Source organism: Streptomyces sp. NPDC002324, assembly GCF_053593335.1.
This window is the reverse complement of the sequence record NZ_JBSFCF010000002.1, coordinates 199667-215439: the sequence shown is the minus strand read 5'-3', so window position 1 is coordinate 215439 and position 15773 is coordinate 199667. Positions and strand designations below refer to the sequence as shown.

At 74.0% G+C, this 15773-nt stretch carries 10 protein-coding genes; 7 read left to right on the top strand and 3 right to left on the bottom strand.

Features of this window, described 5'->3' with window-relative positions; translation table 11 throughout:
• The first annotated feature begins 39 nt into the window (after positions 1-39).
• The 7 genes from ACWCRJ_RS03985 (at position 40) to ACWCRJ_RS03955 (ending at position 12096) form a co-directional block, all read left to right on the top strand.
• Positions 40-879, top strand: coding sequence for an SDR family oxidoreductase (locus ACWCRJ_RS03985; protein ID WP_450937776.1), 840 nt, complete (start codon positions 40-42; stop codon positions 877-879).
• Between the two features lie 272 nt (positions 880-1151).
• A complete protein-coding gene (locus ACWCRJ_RS03980) occupies positions 1152-2702 on the top strand; it encodes an acyl-CoA carboxylase subunit beta (protein WP_450938144.1) in 1551 nt (516 codons plus the stop codon).
• 134 nt (positions 2703-2836) lie between these two features.
• Positions 2837-4585, top strand: coding sequence for a fatty acyl-AMP ligase (locus ACWCRJ_RS03975; RefSeq protein ID WP_450937775.1), 1749 nt, complete (start codon positions 2837-2839; stop codon positions 4583-4585).
• Positions 4582-8895, top strand: coding sequence for an acyltransferase domain-containing protein (locus ACWCRJ_RS03970; RefSeq protein ID WP_450937774.1), 4314 nt, complete (start codon positions 4582-4584; stop codon positions 8893-8895). Before ACWCRJ_RS03975 ends, ACWCRJ_RS03970 begins: the two co-directional genes overlap by 4 nt.
• Positions 8896-8917: 22 nt before the next feature.
• Positions 8918-9958 carry an alpha/beta hydrolase gene (locus tag ACWCRJ_RS03965; RefSeq protein WP_450937773.1) on the top strand — a complete coding sequence of 347 codons (1041 nt, stop codon included), beginning with the start codon at positions 8918-8920 and terminating at the stop codon, positions 9956-9958.
• A gap of 122 nt (positions 9959-10080) precedes the next feature.
• On the top strand, positions 10081-11313 hold the full coding sequence (locus tag ACWCRJ_RS03960; protein WP_450937772.1) for a PucR family transcriptional regulator: 1233 nt from the start codon (positions 10081-10083) through the stop codon (positions 11311-11313).
• A gap of 141 nt (positions 11314-11454) precedes the next feature.
• A complete protein-coding gene (locus ACWCRJ_RS03955) occupies positions 11455-12096 on the top strand; it encodes a cutinase family protein (RefSeq protein WP_450937771.1) in 642 nt (213 codons plus the stop codon).
• Positions 12097-12173: 77 nt separating this feature from the next.
• On the opposite strand, the gene ACWCRJ_RS03950 is transcribed toward ACWCRJ_RS03955, so the two are convergent.
• The 3 genes from ACWCRJ_RS03950 to ACWCRJ_RS03940 form a co-directional block, all read right to left on the bottom strand.
• Entirely contained in the window at positions 12174-13904 is a 1731-nt protein-coding gene (locus tag ACWCRJ_RS03950) for a hypothetical protein (RefSeq protein WP_450937770.1), read from the bottom strand.
• Positions 13905-14014: 110 nt separating this feature from the next.
• Positions 14015-14617 (bottom strand): hypothetical protein, encoded by a 603-nt coding sequence (locus ACWCRJ_RS03945; protein ID WP_450937769.1) that lies wholly within the window; start codon positions 14615-14617, stop codon positions 14015-14017.
• A gap of 33 nt (positions 14618-14650) precedes the next feature.
• A complete protein-coding gene (locus tag ACWCRJ_RS03940; RefSeq protein WP_450937768.1) occupies positions 14651-15655 on the bottom strand; it encodes a pectate lyase family protein in 1005 nt (334 codons plus the stop codon).
• Positions 15656-15773 lie beyond the last annotated feature (118 nt).

Here is a 15773-nt window from a genome sequence, read left to right as displayed (position 1 = left end):
CCCCGCGGCCACCTCCGGGGACCCCCTACCGTTTCTGGCATGAAGCTCCTGATCATCGGCGGCAGCGGTTTCCTGGGCGGCGAGTTGCTTCGTCGGGCTCCGGCAGCGGGATTCACGGTGGCCGCGACGTACTCCACCAGGCCGCCGGACGCGGCGGAGGACGTCACCCTGCACGCCCTCGACGTCCGGGACCCCGCGCAGGTGGCCGGGGTGATGGACGAGGTGGCTCCCGCCGTGGTCCTCAACGCCTCCAGCGGCGGCGCCGATCGGGCGGTCACCGCCGAGGGCGCGGTCCGGGTGGCGAGGACAGCTGCCGAGCGGGGCTGCCGGCTGGTCCATGTGTCCAGCGACGCCGTGTTCTCGGGTGGGCGGAGCCGCTACGACGAATCCTCGCCGCCCGACCCCGTCACCCCGTACGGGGCGGCGAAGGCCGCGGCGGAGACCGGGGTGCGGTTGTCGGCGCCGCACGCGATCGTGGCACGGACCTCGCTGATCATCGGGGACGGGCACCCGCTGTCCACGCATGAACGGCATGTGCACGATCTCGCGGCCGGCACCCGCGACGGCGTGCTGTTCACCGATGTCGTGCGTTGCCCGGTCCATGTGACGGACCTCGCCGCCGCGCTGCTGGAACTGGCCGCCGTCGAGGAGGGAGGCGTGCGGCATCTCGCCGGGCCGGACGCGCTCACCCGCCACGAACTCGGCGTCCTCATCGCCCGCCGGGACGGTCTGGACGCCTCCCGGCTGCCGACCGGCCGCAGGGGCGAGACCCCCCTGCCCGGACCGCTCGACGTCCGGCTGGACAGCGGGTGGACCCGGCGCCGTCTGCGCACCCGACTGCGCGGCGCCCGGGAGTTCCTCGCGAAGCGGCGCGGTTGACGGCCGAACCCCGGCGACGCTCCTGCCGAGGGCCGCCCCCGCGTAGTCGAAGTGGCCTTCCGCGCCCGGCAGGACGCTGGCCCTTGTCACCCACGGACGAACACCGGCCCCTTGGGACTCATCTCCCGCACACAGAAGGGTGATTGAGCCGGAACACCGCTCCTTCGCTGCCATATTCGAAAGCCACTTCGGAGGTGGCTGTGACGCTAGAGGTGACGACATCCCGGGCGAGGCAGTCGGCGGAGCGGGCGGCCGGGCAGGTGCCCGGGCGGGTGCCCGACACGATCGCCGACCGCACGGTCGACCGGACCGCCGACCGCATCGCCGGCCTGGAGGGCCGCCGGATCCGGGCGGTCGCACCGGCCGGGCCGAGAAGACGCGGGGAGTACGGCGCCCGGGAGCGCATCGATCTGCTGCTGGACACCGACTCGTTCACGGAGACGGGCCAGTTCGTGCGGGCCCGCCCCACCGGGGACGCGGACAGACGGCCGTACGGCGACGGGGTGGTCACCGGGCACGGCACGATCGACGGCAGGCCCGTCTGTGTCTTCGCCCAGGACGCCACGGTGTTCGGTGGCAGCATGGGCGAGGCCTTCGGCGAGAAGACCATCGCGCTGATGGACCTCGCCCTGAAGACGGGCTGTCCCGTCATCGGGCTCAACGACGGCGGCGGCGCCCGTATCCAGGAGGGCGTCACCTCGCTCGCCCTCTACGCCGAGCTGGTGCGCCGCAACGTGCGGGCGTCCGGGGTGATCCCGCAGATCTCGGTCGTCCTCGGCCCCTGCGCCGGCGGGGCCGCGTACTCGCCCGCCATCACCGACTTCACCGTGATGGTGGACGGCGCCTCGCACATGTTCGTCACCGGGCCCGACGTCATCGAGACGGTCACCGGCGAACGCACCAGCGCGGAGGAACTGGGCGGCGCCCGCACCAGCAACGCCGTGAACGGCAACGCCCACTTCCTGGCCGCCGACGAGGTGGACGCCCTCGACACCGTGCGCGACCTGTTGTCGTACCTGCCCGCCAACAACGCGGAGCGGCCCCCGCAGTACACGCCGGGGGCCGCGCCGGCCGGTCTCGGGCTGGACGCGGTGGTGCCGGACCGGCTCGCGCAGGCCTACGACATGCGGGACGTCCTGCGCGCGGTCGTCGACGACGGCGAACTCCTGGAGATCCAGGAGCTGTTCGCGCCGAACATCATCTGCGCGCTGGCCCTCGTCGAGGGTGCCTCGGTCGGCGTCGTCGCCAACCAGCCCCTCCACGCGGCGGGTGTCCTCGACATCGACGCCTCCGAGAAGGCCGCGCGGTTCGTACGGTTCTGCGACGCGTTCGGCATCCCGCTGCTCACCTTCGCCGACGTCCCCGGCTATCTCTCCGGCGTCCGCCAGGAACAGGCCGGCATCATCCGGCGCGGCGCGAAGCTCCTGTACGCGTACGCCGAGGCGACCGTCCCCAAGGTCACGGTGGTGGTGCGCAAGGCGTACGGCGGCGGCTACGCGGTGATGGGCTCCAAGCACCTGGGCGCCGACATCAACCTGGCCTGGCCCACCGCCCGGATCGCCGTCATGGGCGCCGAGGGCGCGGTGGGGGTCCTGCACCGCCGCGAACTCGCCGCCGCGGCCGACCCCGAGGCCCTGCGCGCCCGCCTCGTCACCGCGTACGAGGAGACCTACGGGACGCCGTACCTCGCCGCCGAGCGCGGGTACGTCGACGCGGTCATCGCCCCGCGCGACACCCGCGCCCACATCTGCCGCGCCCTGCGCGCCCTGCGGGGCAAGCGCGCCCCCATGCCGGAGCGCCGGCACGGCAACATCCCGCTCTAGAGCACCCCCGCGTCGTGCGCGCCGAGCCCTCCGGGCCCTGTCACCGCTGCCCGCGAGCCGCCCCCGCGCCCCGCCCCGAGCCGTCCCCCGCGAACCACCGCAAGCCGTCCCCGCGACGTCAGGAGCCATTGCCGATGGACAGCCGCCGCCCCCCGCTCGCGCCCGTGTTCAGCAGTCTGCCGGAGTATGTACGGCACTGGGCCGAGACCACCCCCGACCGCCGGGCGTTCACCTTCGTCGACCATCCGGCGCCGCACTCGCGGGGCGTCCACCGCACCCTGACCTGGCGCAGGCTGGACCTGCGGATGCGGGCCGTGGCCGCCCGGCTCGCGGCGGAGGCCGAGCCCGGGGCGCGGGTCGCGGTGCTGTGCCCGCAGGGGACGGAGTACGTCACCGCATTCCTCGGGGCGCTCGCCGCCGGCCTGGTCGCCGTACCGCTGTATCCGCCCGGTCTGCCCGGGCAGGGCGACCGGCTGTCGGCGGTCCTGACGGACGCGTCCCCGGCGGTCGTCGTCACGACGGGCCACTCCCTCGCCGAGGTCCGCGAGGCGTGCGCGGGCCGGGACGTGAAGGTGGTCGCCGTGGACCACGTGCCCGACGCAGCCGCCGACGGCCTGCGTCCGGCCGAGCCCGACGCCGACGCCCTCGCCTACCTCCAGTACACCTCCGGTTCGACCCGCACCCCGGCGGGCGTGGAGATCACCCATGGCAATGTCGTCGCCAACGCCCGCCAGGCGCTGGCCGCCTACGGTGCCGACGCGCATCCGGTGACCTTCGTGGGCTGGCTGCCGCTGTACCACGACATGGGGCTGGTGCTGAGTGTCGCGGCGCCGGTGGTGCGGGGGCTGCTGTCGGTGCTCATGGATCCCGTGGCCTTCCTGCACGAGCCCGTGCGCTGGCTGCGGCTGCTGGCCGCGCACCCGCGCGCGCTGAGCGCGGCGCCCAACTTCGCCTACGACTACTGCGCCTCGGCCGTCACCGAGCCGCAGAAGGCCGGGCTGCGGCTGGACGGGGTCTTCGCGCTGATCAACGGCAGCGAGCCGGTGCGCCCCGGCACGGCCGACCGTTTCCACGCCGCGTTCGCCGCGCAGGGGCTCGCCGCGGGGACGCACTGTCCGTCGTACGGTCTGGCCGAGGCGACCGTCTTCGTCAGCGCCGCGCGCCCCGGGCGGCCGCTGCGCGCGTTCGCGCTCGACCGTGACGCCCTGGCCACCGGGAAGGCTCTGCCCGCGCGGCCGGACGACCCGAGGGCCGTGCTGCTGGCCGGCTGCGGCGCGCCGGCGGGCCAGCGGGTCCGGATCACGGACCCGGTGTCGCGGGCCGCGCTCGCGGAGGGCGAGGTCGGCGAGATCTGGGTGCAGGGGCCCAACGTGGGGCGGGGGTACCGCAACCAGGACCGGCAGACGCGGCTGGTCTTCGGTGCCGTACCGGCCGAGGTCACGGCGGCGCCGGGCGGGTGGCTGCGGACCGGTGACCTGGGGACGGTGCTGGACGGGCAGTTGCTCGTCACCGGGAGGCTGAAGGACCTCATCGTCGTCGACGGGCGCAACCACTACCCGCAGGACGTGGAGGCCACGGCCCAGGAGACGCATCCGGCCGTACGACGGGACCGGCTCGCCGCGTTCGGTGTGCCGGGCGGCTCCGGGGAGCGGGTGGTCGTGGTCGCGGAGCACGCGCGCGGTGTGCCGCTCGCCGACATCGACGTACCGGACCTCGTGCGGACGGTGCGGGCCGCCGTGTCCGCCCGGCACGGGCTGCGGCTGTCCGACGTCGTCCTCGTCCCGCCGGGCACGGTGCCCCGTACGTCCAGCGGTAAGGTCTCGCGGGCGCTCACCCGAGAACGCTATCTGGCGGATGCCTATGCGGCGGAGGGCGCGCGGTGAGGGTCGTCAGGGACGACGAGGGCGGCCCGATCGGGCCCGTTCCGGTCGGTGCGCGGGGCGCGCTGCGGCAACTGATCGCCGAGCGGGTGGCCCTCTGGAGCGGTACGGCCGCCGAGGACGTGCCGATGGACCTGCCCCTCGCGGATCTCGGGATGTCCTCGCGGGACGCGGTCGTGCTGGCCGGGGAGCTGTCCCGGGCGACGGGGCTGGAGCTGCCGGCGACGCTGTTGTGGGAGGCGACCACCGGGGACGCGCTGGTGGCGCGGCTGTGCGCCACGGCGGCGGAGATAGCGCCCGTGGCGGCCCCACCGCCGGGGGCGCCCCCGACGCCCGGTGAGCCGGTGGCGGTCGTCGGGGTCGGCTGCCGGCTGCCCGGGGGCGTGCGCGGACCGGCGCAGTACTGGCGGTCGCTGCTCGACGGCGTCGACGCGATCCGGCGGGTTCCGGAGGACCGCTGGCGGGACTTCACGCCGTACCCGCCGGCCGACGCGCTCCCGTACGGCGGCTATCTGGACGACATCGCCGGGTTCGACGCGGACTTCTTCCGCATCACCCCGCGCGAGGCGGCGGTGATGGACCCGCAGCAGCGGATCCTTCTGGAGGTCGTCCACGAGACCCTCGACCATGCCGCCGTCCCGGCCGCGTCCCTCGCGGGCAGCGCCACCGGTGTCTTCGTCGGGGTCTCCGCGTCCGAGTACGGACAGCTCACCGGCGCCGACCCCGCCGCCGTGGACCCCTGGGCGCCGACCGGCGGGGCGCTGAGTGTGACGGCGGGCCGGCTGGCGTACGTCCTGGACACGCGCGGGCCGAGCATGGCCGTCGACACCGCGTGTTCGTCGTCGCTGGTGGCCGTGCACCACGCGTGCGTCAGCCTGCGCACGGGCGAGAGCGATCTCGCGATCGCCGCCGGGGTCAATCTGCTGCTCTCCCCGACCGTCACGGTCGCGTTCCGGCGGGCGGGCGCCCTCGCGCCCGACGGGCGGTGCAAGCCGTTCTCGGCGGTCGCCGACGGCATCGGCCGGGGCGAGGGGTGCGCGGCCGTGCTCCTGAAGCGGCTGTCCGACGCGGAGCGGGACGGCGACCGGATCCTCGCCGTCGTCCGTGCCACCGCCGTCAACTCCGACGGCCGCTCGGGCGGGCTCCTGGCCCCCAACCCGGCCGCCCAGCGGGCCCTGCTGAGCACCGCCTACGCGCGGGCCGGCCTGTCCCCCGCGCACATCGACCACGTCGAGGCGCACGGCACCGGCACCCCGCTCGGCGACCCGATCGAGGCGGGCGCCCTCGGTGCCGTCCTCGGCCCCGGCCGCGACCCCGACCAGCCCCTGCTCCTCGGCTCCGTCAAGGGCAACCTGGGGCACCTGGAGTCCGCGGCGGGCATCGCAGGTCTGGTGAAGACGGTGCTCGCGCTCCACCACGACCTGATTCCGCCCTCGCTGCACTGCGCCGGGGGCAGCGCCCTGGAGGACGTACGGCTGCGGGTGGTGACGGAGGCCGAGCCGTGGCCCCGGTACGGCGGCACCGCCACGGCCGGGGTCTCCGGGTTCGGGTTCGGCGGCACCAACGCCCACGCGGTGCTGGAGGAGTGGTCGCCCGGCGCCGTCCTCCCGTCCCCGGCCGAGGAGCCCGCCGCCCGGCTGCACGTCCTCTCCGACATCGACATCGCGCGCGTCCGGGACACCGCCGCCCGGCTGGCGGACTGGCTCGGCACGCCCGAGGGGAGCGCCGCCCGTCCGGCGGACGTGGCGCGCACGCTCGCCGGACGTGCGGGACGGGGCCGGGTGCGGGCCGCGATCGTGGCCGGCGGCCCGGCCGAACTGACGGAGGGTCTGCGTGCGTTGGCCGGGGGCCGGGCGCACGAGCGGGTGGTGGTGGGCGACGGGAACCGCGTCGGACGCGGCCCGGTGTGGGTGTTCTCCGGGTACGGCAGCCAGTGGCCCGGGATGGGGCGCCGATTACTCGCCGAGGAACCGGCCTTCGCCGCGGCCGTGGAGAAGCTCGACGCGCACCTGGCCCCCGAGTGCGGGCTCTCCCTCTACGACCACCTGGCCACCGGCGACGTCCTGGACCGGCTGGAGGTCGCCCAACCCGTCCTCTTCGGGCTCCAGTTGGCGCTGGCAGAGCTGTGGCGGGCGCACGGGGTCGAGCCCGTCGCCGTCATCGGGCACTCCCTGGGCGAGGTGGCGGCCGCGGTGTGCGCGGGCGCGCTGGAGGTGGCGGACGCGGCCCGTGTGGTCGCCGTACGGGCCCGGCTCCTCGGCGGGCTGCGGGGCGGGTCCATGGCGGTGGTTGACCTCGCCGACGACGAACTCGACTTCCTGGCACGGGACTTCCCGGGTGTCCATGTCGCCGTGCACTCCTCGCCCGGCCAGAAGGTGGTCACCGGGGAGGAGGAACCGGTGTCCCGGCTGGTGCGCCGGCTGGAGACGCAGGGGCGGGCCGCGCGGGCGATGCGGGTGGCCGGGGCGGGTCATTCGCCGCAGGTGGAGCCGCTGCTGGCGGAGTTGACGGCGGAGCTGGCGGACATCCGGGGCGGGCGCCCGCGCGTCCCCGTCTACTCCACCGTGCTCGACGACCCGCGCGGCGACTGCGTGTTCGACGCGGCGCACTGGGCCGCCAATCTGCGCAGACCCGTGCGCCTGGACCGGGCGGTCGCCGCTGCCGCCGCCGACGGTCACACCGCGTTCGTCGAAGTCTCGCCCCACCCGGTCCTGACCCGGGCGATCACGGACACCGCCCCCGAAGTCCTGGCCCTCGGCACCCTCCACCGCGACGCCGACACCGCCGCCGGGTTCCTCACCCGGGTGGGCACCCTGCAGTCCGCCGGGCTCCGGCTTCCCCCGCCCCCGGGCGGCGTCATCGACCTGCCCGGGCCCCGCTGGCGGCACACGCGGCACTGGTGGACGGACGGGAGGGCGGGCCTGGCTCTGCCGCCGTCCCCCGCGCGGGCGGACGGCGGCGGAGCGTACGGCAGCATCCACGTGACGGCGGAGCCCCGCGCGGCGCGCGAACGCCACCGACAGGGAGCGGACCCGACGACGGCTGAGGGCCGGGTCGGGGACGAGAACGCCGGGCCGGAGGGCGGCGGCCGGACGGAACCATGGCACACGGCGGACCCCGCCCCGGTGGCCGCCCGCCTCTGCCACCACATCGCCACCGTCACCGGGCACCCCCCGACCCGCATCACCCCGGCCACCGCCCTCGCCGAACTGGGCCTGGACTCCTTGATGGCCGTCCGCATCCGCACCGCCCTGGAACGCGAGTTCGGCATCGAACTGCCCCTGCGCGACCTGCTGGGCGCCGCCACGGTCGCGGCCATGGCGACCCGGATCCAGCGGGCGCTGCCGGGCGGGTCGACGCCGGCCACCGGGGACGGTCGCCGGTCGGTACCGGAGAAGGCGAGCGGCGGACACGTTCCGGCGCGAGCGGCGCAGGCCCAGGACGAGGCCTCCCTGCCCGACGCCCTCCCCCGGCGCCTGCCCCGTCGACACTCCGTCTCCCACCCGCTGCTCCACCCCCTCCACACCTCGGGCCCGTACCCCCCGCTCTTCCTCGTCCACGCGGCGGGCGGCACCACCGACGTGTACCGCCCGCTCGTGGAACGGCTCGGCGGGGAGCGTCCGGTGTACGGGCTGGAGCGGACCGGCGAGGTGCGTACGGTCGTAGAGAAGGCGAGTCGGTACGCCGAGGCGGTGGCCGCCGCGCACCCCGACGGGCCCTGTCTGCTGGGCGGTTGGTCGTTCGGCGGCTTCGTCGCCCAGGAGGCGGCACGGCAGCTGACGGCCGCCGGGCGGGACGTGCGGCTGGTCGTGCTCCTCGACTCCGTACGGCCGCTCCCCCGTCCCGAAGGCGGCGAGGCCGAGCGGATCCGCGCGCACTTCACCGGCTTCGCCCGTCACGTCGCCGACGCGTACGGGGCCGAACTGGACCTGCCGTACGACGAGTTGGCGGCGACGGAGGACGACCGTGAGCGCGTCGAGACCGTGCTGCGGGCGCTGCGGGAGGCGGCCGACGTGCCGCGGGCCGCCCTCGACCACCAGCGGGACTCCTATCTGGACCTGCAGATCGGCGAGGCGCACCGGCCGGGCCGGTACGACGGGCGGGTCCTGCTGTACCGGGCCACCGAGCCCGCCCCGCACACCGTGCGCGACCCCGCGTACGAGCGGGACGACGAGGCGCTCGGGTGGGACGAGGTGTGCCCGCGCCTGACCGTCGTCCGGGTCACGGGTCACCATCTCTCGCTGCTGGACCCGCCGAACGTCGACGAGATCGCCGCCCATCTGCGGTGGCGGCTCGCCGGGGAGACCCGCTGAACACGATCCGAGGAGAGCCGCCATGTCCGACCGCACGCAACCCACCACCCCCACCACCCCCGCCGCCCGCACCCCCTCCGCCGACCGACACGACGGCATCACCGGATCGTCCCGGCGCTCCGTCACCCGAGCGGCCGCCGCCACCGCGCTGGCCGCCCTCGCCGGGTCGGCCGGTGCGACGACCGCCGCCGCGGCCGGCCGCCGGACCGCCGCTCCGGGCGCCCGGTCCGTCACCCGCCTCGGGCCCCGTACCCTCGACCTCTCCCTCCCCTCCGCCGCGCTGGGCCGGAACGCCCCGGTCCGGCTGATCCTCCCCTCCTCCTTCGACGCGCGGCCCGCCCGGACCTACCCCGTGCTGTATCTCCTCCACGGCGCCCACGACGACTACACGTCATGGACCCGGGAGACGGACATCGAGGCGTTCACGGCAGGCCGGGAGCTGATCGTCGCGATGCCGGACGCGGGGCCGACCGGCATCCCCACCGCCTGGCGCGAGGGCCCCGACTACGAGACGTTCCAGGTCTCCGAGGTCCCGGCGCTGCTCGCCCGCGACTACCGCGCGTCCGGCGTCCGGGTGGTCGCCGGGGTCTCCACCGGCGGCTACGGCGCGATGGCGCACGCGGCACGCCATCCGGGGACGTTCAGGGCGGCGGCCTCGTACAGCGGCATCCTCGACACCACGGCACCCGGGGTGCCGAACCTGATGGACGCCATCGTGAGCCGCGAGAACCTGGCCCCCCGGTCGCTGTGGGGCCATCCGATCCTGAACCTGCTCACCTGGCGGGACTTCAACCCGCGCTCCCGGGCGGCGGAGCTGCGCGGCACCGCCCTGTACGTGTCGAGCGGCAGCGGAGTGGTCGGCGGCCTCGGCGACTGGCTCCCGGAGGCGCTGGAGAGCCTGCTCTGGCCGTCCGCGCACGCCTTCACGGACGCCCTCGCGGTGCTCCGGGTGCCGGTGACGACCCATTTCTACGCGGGCGGAGGGCACGGCTGGGCCTACTGGAAGCGGGAGTTCGCCGCGTCGTGGCCGATGCTCGCCGGTGCGCTGGGGGTGCCGGCGTGAGGCCGGTGGCGTCGGGGAACGGAACGGAGCGCGGGGGGCGTACGTCCTACTCGGGACTTGCCCCTCGCCCCACGGGCACCGGCCCGCGGGTGAGCCGCTTCCGGGTGAAAGGAGGGTCCGCCGTGGCTGCCCCCACCCCGCCGTACGGCGTACCGAACGGTCCCGGCGCCCCCCTTGTGCCGCCCGAACTGGTCCAACTGCTGCGTGACGAGCTGGAGACCGTCGCCGACAAGGTGGAGGAGGAGGTGCGCAGACAGGTCCCGGAGTACGCCTCCCGGTCGGCCGACGGAGCGAGCCGCGCACTCCTCAGGTCGGGGGTCGTGCAGGCGCTCACCCTGTTCGTCGACCACATCGCCGATCCGCGCGGCCGGGGAGAGTCGATCACCGCGATCTATCACGAGCTGGGACGCGGCGAGGCGCTGGAGGGCCACAGCCTCGAAACGCTGCAGTCCGCGCTGCGGGTCGGAGGGTTGCACGCCTGGCGGCTGCTGGGCCGCACGACGGAGGAACTCGGCCTGGACTCCTCGGTCATGGCCAGGCTGGGTGAACTGGCGTTCCGGACGGTGCACGAAGTGGCCGAGGCCGCGGCGGCGGGGTACGCGGAGGGGCAGCTGCGCAGCACGGACGAGCTGGAACGGCGCCGGGGGCGGCTGCTCGCCCTGTTGCTGGGCGACAGGCCGGTGCTGCCGGAGGCGGTGCGCGACCTGGCGCACGGCGCCCGGTGGTCCGTGCCGACGCACGTCGCGGTCGTCGTCCTCGCGGCCTCGCCCGACCGGCGGGAGGAGCGGCCGTTGGCCGCCGCCGGGGCGCTGGTGGACATGGAGTCCCGGCCACCACGGATGCTCGTGCCCGACCCGGACGGCTCGGGCGGCTTCGGCGGCCGGGCGTTCACGCTCGCGCTGCGGGGGCGGCCGGCGGCGATCGGGCCTTCGGTTCCGCTCACGGAGGCCGCCAGATCCCTGCGCTGGGCCACCCGCGCGCTCGGGTTGATGGGGCGCGGCATCCTGCCCCGGCAGGGCGTGGTGCGCTGCGCCGACCATCTGTCGACCCTGCTGCTGCACAGCGACGAACCGATGCTCGCCCAGCTCCGGTCACAGGTGCTGGCCCCGCTGGACACGGTCGCGGAGGGGCCGCGCGGCCGGCTCGCCGAGACCCTGCTGGCGTGGCTGCTCGGCGGCAGCAACGTGCCCGATGTCGCCGCCCGCCTCCACATCCACCCGCAGACCGTCCGCTACCGCCTGCGGCAGCTGGAGAAGCTCTTCGGCGACGCCCTGCACGACCCCGGCACCCGGCTGGACCTCATCCTCGCCCTGCGCGCGGAGGCATCGCGGGACGACGACACGTTCACCGCATAGGAATGCGGACGGACTCACCTCGGCACAAAAACGAAGGTGAATTCTGAATTCCCGGCCATAACACCATGCCTGACCGAGCGAATACCTTCGGGACGTCCTTTTCCACAGGCGCACCACGCGCCCGACCCGCAAAGGATCCCCATGCGTATCCGCTTGTGCCTCGCCGCGCTCTCGCTGGCCGGCGGGGCCGGACTGGCCACCGTCTCGGCACCCACGGCCACAGCCGCTGCCTGCACGGACATCGACGTCGTGTCCGCCCGCGGCACCTTCGAGCCGGGCACGCTCGGCTTCATCGTCGGCGACCCCGTGTATTCCGCACTGCAGAAAAAACTCAACGGGAAATCCCTGTCCAGCTACAAGGTGAACTATCCCGCCGACCTTTCACCCACCTCGGCCGCACAGGGAAACGCGGACCTGGTGAACCATGTCCGGAGCCAGGCCGCCTCCTGTCCGAACCAGCGTTTCGTTCTCGTCGGCTATTCGCAGGGCGCGAACGTCGTCGACAACTCCATCGGCATCAGCAGCGCCGGCGCGGTCGTCGGCAGTCCCATCGTGGCCACCATCCCCGCCGCGCTGGAACCCCGGGTCTCCTCGGTGCTGCTGTTCGGCAACCCGATCCGGGCCATCGGCAAGAGCGTCACCGGCGTCTACCAGAGCCGCACCATCGACTTCTGCGCGACCGGTGACCCGGTGTGCCAGAGCGGCGGCGGCGACGTGGGCGCCCACCTCGGCTACCGCGAGAACGCCGACGCCGCGGCGGCCTTCGCCGCGACCAAGGTCTGACCGGTCCGGCCCCCGCGAGACAGGGCGAAGGGCCCGGGAGGAGATCCTCCCGGGCCCTTCCTCCATGGGGGCGGTGGCTATGCGGGGTCGCGCGCGAACTCCGTCAGGCTCGTGGAGACGGGCTCGGGACGGCCGTCGTTCTGGGCGGGCGCGGCGGTCAGTACGTCCAGGTGCTGATAGCCGTCGGCGACGACGGGGTGCAGGTCGGCCGGGACGCGGCCCGCCAGCAGTCCGTCGCCCGCGAGCACGGTGAGCGTCGGGTCGGCGGTGAGTCCGTCCGGGTGGACGACGAGCCGCTTCACCTGAGGTGAGCCGGCGAGTTGGAGGTCGGTGACCAGCTTGGTCGGGAAGTACTGCTCGGTGAAGTCCAGGGGCTGCTGGGCCATGCTGCGGGCCAGCTCCTGGATGTCGGTGACCTCCTTGCCGGCGCCGGTGAACGGGGTCCCGTCGGCGGAGCGGTACCCGGGGTCGTCGGCGTCGCCGACGCGGTCGTAGTTCCGCCAGGTGTAGAGCGGGCCGCCCGGCCGGCCGGGGATCGCCTTGTACTCGGTGCCGAACAGCGCCGGCTGCGCGTCGCTCCCGTTGGCGGCGGGGAAGTTCTTGTCGACGACCGGCCCGCCGTCGAAGAAGCCGACGCTGCTCTGCAGGAAGGCCAGCGGGACGGAGTGGTCGTCCATCAGGGCGCCGAGGACCGCCTCGTTGCTGAGCCGGAAGTCCTTCACCGTCGGTGACCCGGCGAGGAAGGTGGCGGTGTCCTTGGAGAACAGGAAGCGGTTGGTGACCTCGATGTTGGTGTTCGGGGGCAGATAGCGCGGCAGGTCGGCCTCGCCGCCCGGGTTCTGCAGGGCGCCCACCCCGGCGATGGCGAGCAGCGTCATCGTCTCCGGGTTGAGGAGCACCGGCGCCGACAACGAGCGCGGCAGCAGTCCGCTGTCGAGCCCGGCCTGTACGGCGCCGTACCCGAGGCCCACGTCGGGCAGGTTGGTGTCGTCCGGGATGCTGCCGCTGAGGTCGGCGAGCGAGGTGGAGACGGTGGTGTCGAGGGCGAAGTAGCCGGCGCACTGGCGGTGTCCGGCGTCCGCCGTGGTGGCCGGGTCGCCGTCGAAGTCGGCGGTCGCGAAGTACCCGGTGATGACACCGCCCAGGGAGTGGCCGCCGCACAGCACCTTCTCCTCGCGCACGCGCTGGTCGGGCAGTTCGGCGGTGAGGAGGTCGTACTGGTCGCGTACGGTCCGCTCGATGCCGAGCTTCGCCGTCCAGCCCAGGTCGGCGTTGCCGACGTACCCCTCGAAGGTGCGGCCCGCGACCCGCTTGTCGCGGTAGTAGTAGTCGACGGCCGTGTGCTGGTCGCCGGAGGCGATACCGGTGCGGTCCTCCAGGCAGTTGGATCGCCGGTCCAGGGCCCAGAACTCGATGTGCCGGCCCTGAGCGGCGGCGCGGGCCACGGTGTTGCGGGCGACGCTGTCGAAGGCTCCGGCGCCTTCCAGGATGCCCGGCTGGGCGACGAGGATCCGGTCGGCGTCGGCCGAGGCGGCCGGTCCCCCGGCGGAGCGGTAGCGCAGGTACGACAGCCAGTCGCACGCCGCCGGCCGCGCCCCGAAGGAGGCCGGCAGCGGCGCCCGTACCCGCACCATCGTCTCGGTCACACCGGCGACCGGGCTCGTGGAGGCCACGGCCGTCTCGGTCCGCGCCTGCGCGCCCCGGGCGTCCGGGGCGGCTCCGGTGAGCGCCCCGACGCTCAGCAGCACCGCCGGTACGACGCCCCGCAGCGCTCTGAGGGTTGTTCCTCTCCTGCGACTCGTGTTCATGCTGGGACGGTAGGACCGCCGCGACGGCCCCACCGCCCCTTGCTCACAACAACGCAGCCACCGTCGGCGCGTTTGTCACCGAGCACCAACTGCCGCCGCCGCGAACGGAGTCACAGTCCGTCGCTCACCATCGCGGCGACGATCCGGACGTGCCGGTCGGCCGCGGTTCCGGAGTACTCGTTGTCGTAGTTCAGACCGTAGGGCCAGAAGTGGCCGCCCCCGGTGGAGATCTTCGCGCTCGACCCGTCGTACTGCCTCACGAGCGCGGTGGCTCGCGCGCCGGTCCAGGTGCCGCTGCCGCCCAGCCGCGACCAGCCCGCGCTGGTGCCCACGCCTATGGTGTGCGCGATCTCGTGCAGTGCGGTCCGCTCGTTCATGTAGCTGCGGTTGCTGCCGAAACGGATGGTCCCGTTGAGGTTCCCGTCGGCGGTGGGCACGCCGGGCTCGTAGCGGACGGTGATGTTCTTGCCGAGGTCGCTGAGGTTGTTGTAGCGGGCGACCGCGGCGTTCATGGCCGACGTGATCAGGGTGTACGCCGACTGCTGGTCCTGCGTCGGGTTGGCCGCCCGGACGAGGGTCCAGCTGACGGTGGCCGCCGCGGCCTGCGTCCGGGGCACGGGCGCGGCCGGGGGCGCCGCCTGCGCGACACCGGGTCCGGCGAGCAGCGCGGCCGCCAGCGCGGCCACGACCACCTTCTTGCGCGGTGAGTTCATCGGGTCTCTCCTGTGCTTCGTGGGGGGAGTTGCTCAGGCACCGAGCTTTCCGGTGCCTGCCCCGGCCCTGACGAGGGCCGGGACGTCTGCGGCGGGGTCCAGGGTGTAGGCGTAGTAGGTGCGCGGCTCGGTCACCGTGCCGTTGGCCTCACAGGTGCCGGAGCCGGTGAACGCGTTGTTCCGCTGGACCAGCCGGCCCGGCCCGGAGGCGTCGTAGCCACTGGCGGAGTAGCAGGGGTGGGCGACGCCCTCGAAGTGGTTGCCCTCGACGACGACACCGGCGTTCATGGTCGAGGCGACACCGTAGACGGCGTTGCCCTTGTAGTAGTTGTTGTAGACGTGCACCGGCTCGCCGAAGCGGACGCGGGGGTGCCGTTGCCGTGAGCCGTCGAAGAAGTTGTGGTGGATCGAGACCTTCAGCTTCCCGGCGTCCTGAACGCCGTTGCCGTCGGAGTGCCCGAGCAGCATGCTCTTGTCGGTCCTGTTGAACCAGTTCCAGGACACGGTGACGTACTGGGCGCCGCGCACGACGTCGACGGCCCCGTCGAGGGGGGCCACGAACTCGTTGTGGTCGATCCAGATGTGGTGGGAGTCCTGGCCTACGCTGATCGCGTCGTCCTCGGCATCGGTGAATCTGATGTTGCGCACGATGACGTTGTACGAGCGGTGGAAGTCCAGCCCGCCGCCGTTGACGACGGCCGAGGAACCGACGCCGATGACGGTCTTGTTCGGCCGGACGCCCTGCTTGCTGGTGATGTCGACGGTGCCCTGCACGCGGATGACGAGCGGGCCGACCGTGTCGATGTACCGCAGGAACTGCTCGGTGGTGGTGGCGGTCACGGTGGGGCCGCCGACCCCTCCGGTGGTGCCGTTCTGCCCGAGCGCGTCGACGGCTGCGAAGCCGGTCGGGGATGTCTCCGCCGCGGGTGCCGCCGCCGCGTGGGCGACGGTTCCCGCCTCGACAGGCGCTGTGGCGGTCGCTGTCGCTGTCGCGGCGAGCAGCAGGGCGAGCGCGGGGACGGTACGTGACGACCTCATACGGTTTCTCCCGGGACGAGTGGGGGACGTTCCTGGGCCGTGCAATTGGTCGTGCGAATCCATGAACAACAAGGACTAGAAAGCGCTTTCAGTTTCCTGAATGCTAAGCACGTGTTTT

Coding starts and splice junctions, on each gene's coding strand:
- ACWCRJ_RS03985 (WP_450937776.1), top strand. CDS start 40: ATGAAGCTCCTGATCATCGGCGGCAGCGGTTTCCTGGGCGGCGAGTTG.
- ACWCRJ_RS03975 (WP_450937775.1), top strand. CDS start 2,837: ATGGACAGCCGCCGCCCCCCGCTCGCGCCCGTGTTCAGCAGTCTGCCG.
- ACWCRJ_RS03965 (WP_450937773.1), top strand. CDS start 8,918: ATGTCCGACCGCACGCAACCCACCACCCCCACCACCCCCGCCGCCCGC.
- ACWCRJ_RS03955 (WP_450937771.1), top strand. CDS start 11,455: ATGCGTATCCGCTTGTGCCTCGCCGCGCTCTCGCTGGCCGGCGGGGCC.
- ACWCRJ_RS03950 (WP_450937770.1), bottom strand. CDS start 13,904: ATGAACACGAGTCGCAGGAGAGGAACAACCCTCAGAGCGCTGCGGGGC.
- ACWCRJ_RS03945 (WP_450937769.1), bottom strand. CDS start 14,617: ATGAACTCACCGCGCAAGAAGGTGGTCGTGGCCGCGCTGGCGGCCGCG.
- ACWCRJ_RS03940 (WP_450937768.1), bottom strand. CDS start 15,655: ATGAGGTCGTCACGTACCGTCCCCGCGCTCGCCCTGCTGCTCGCCGCG.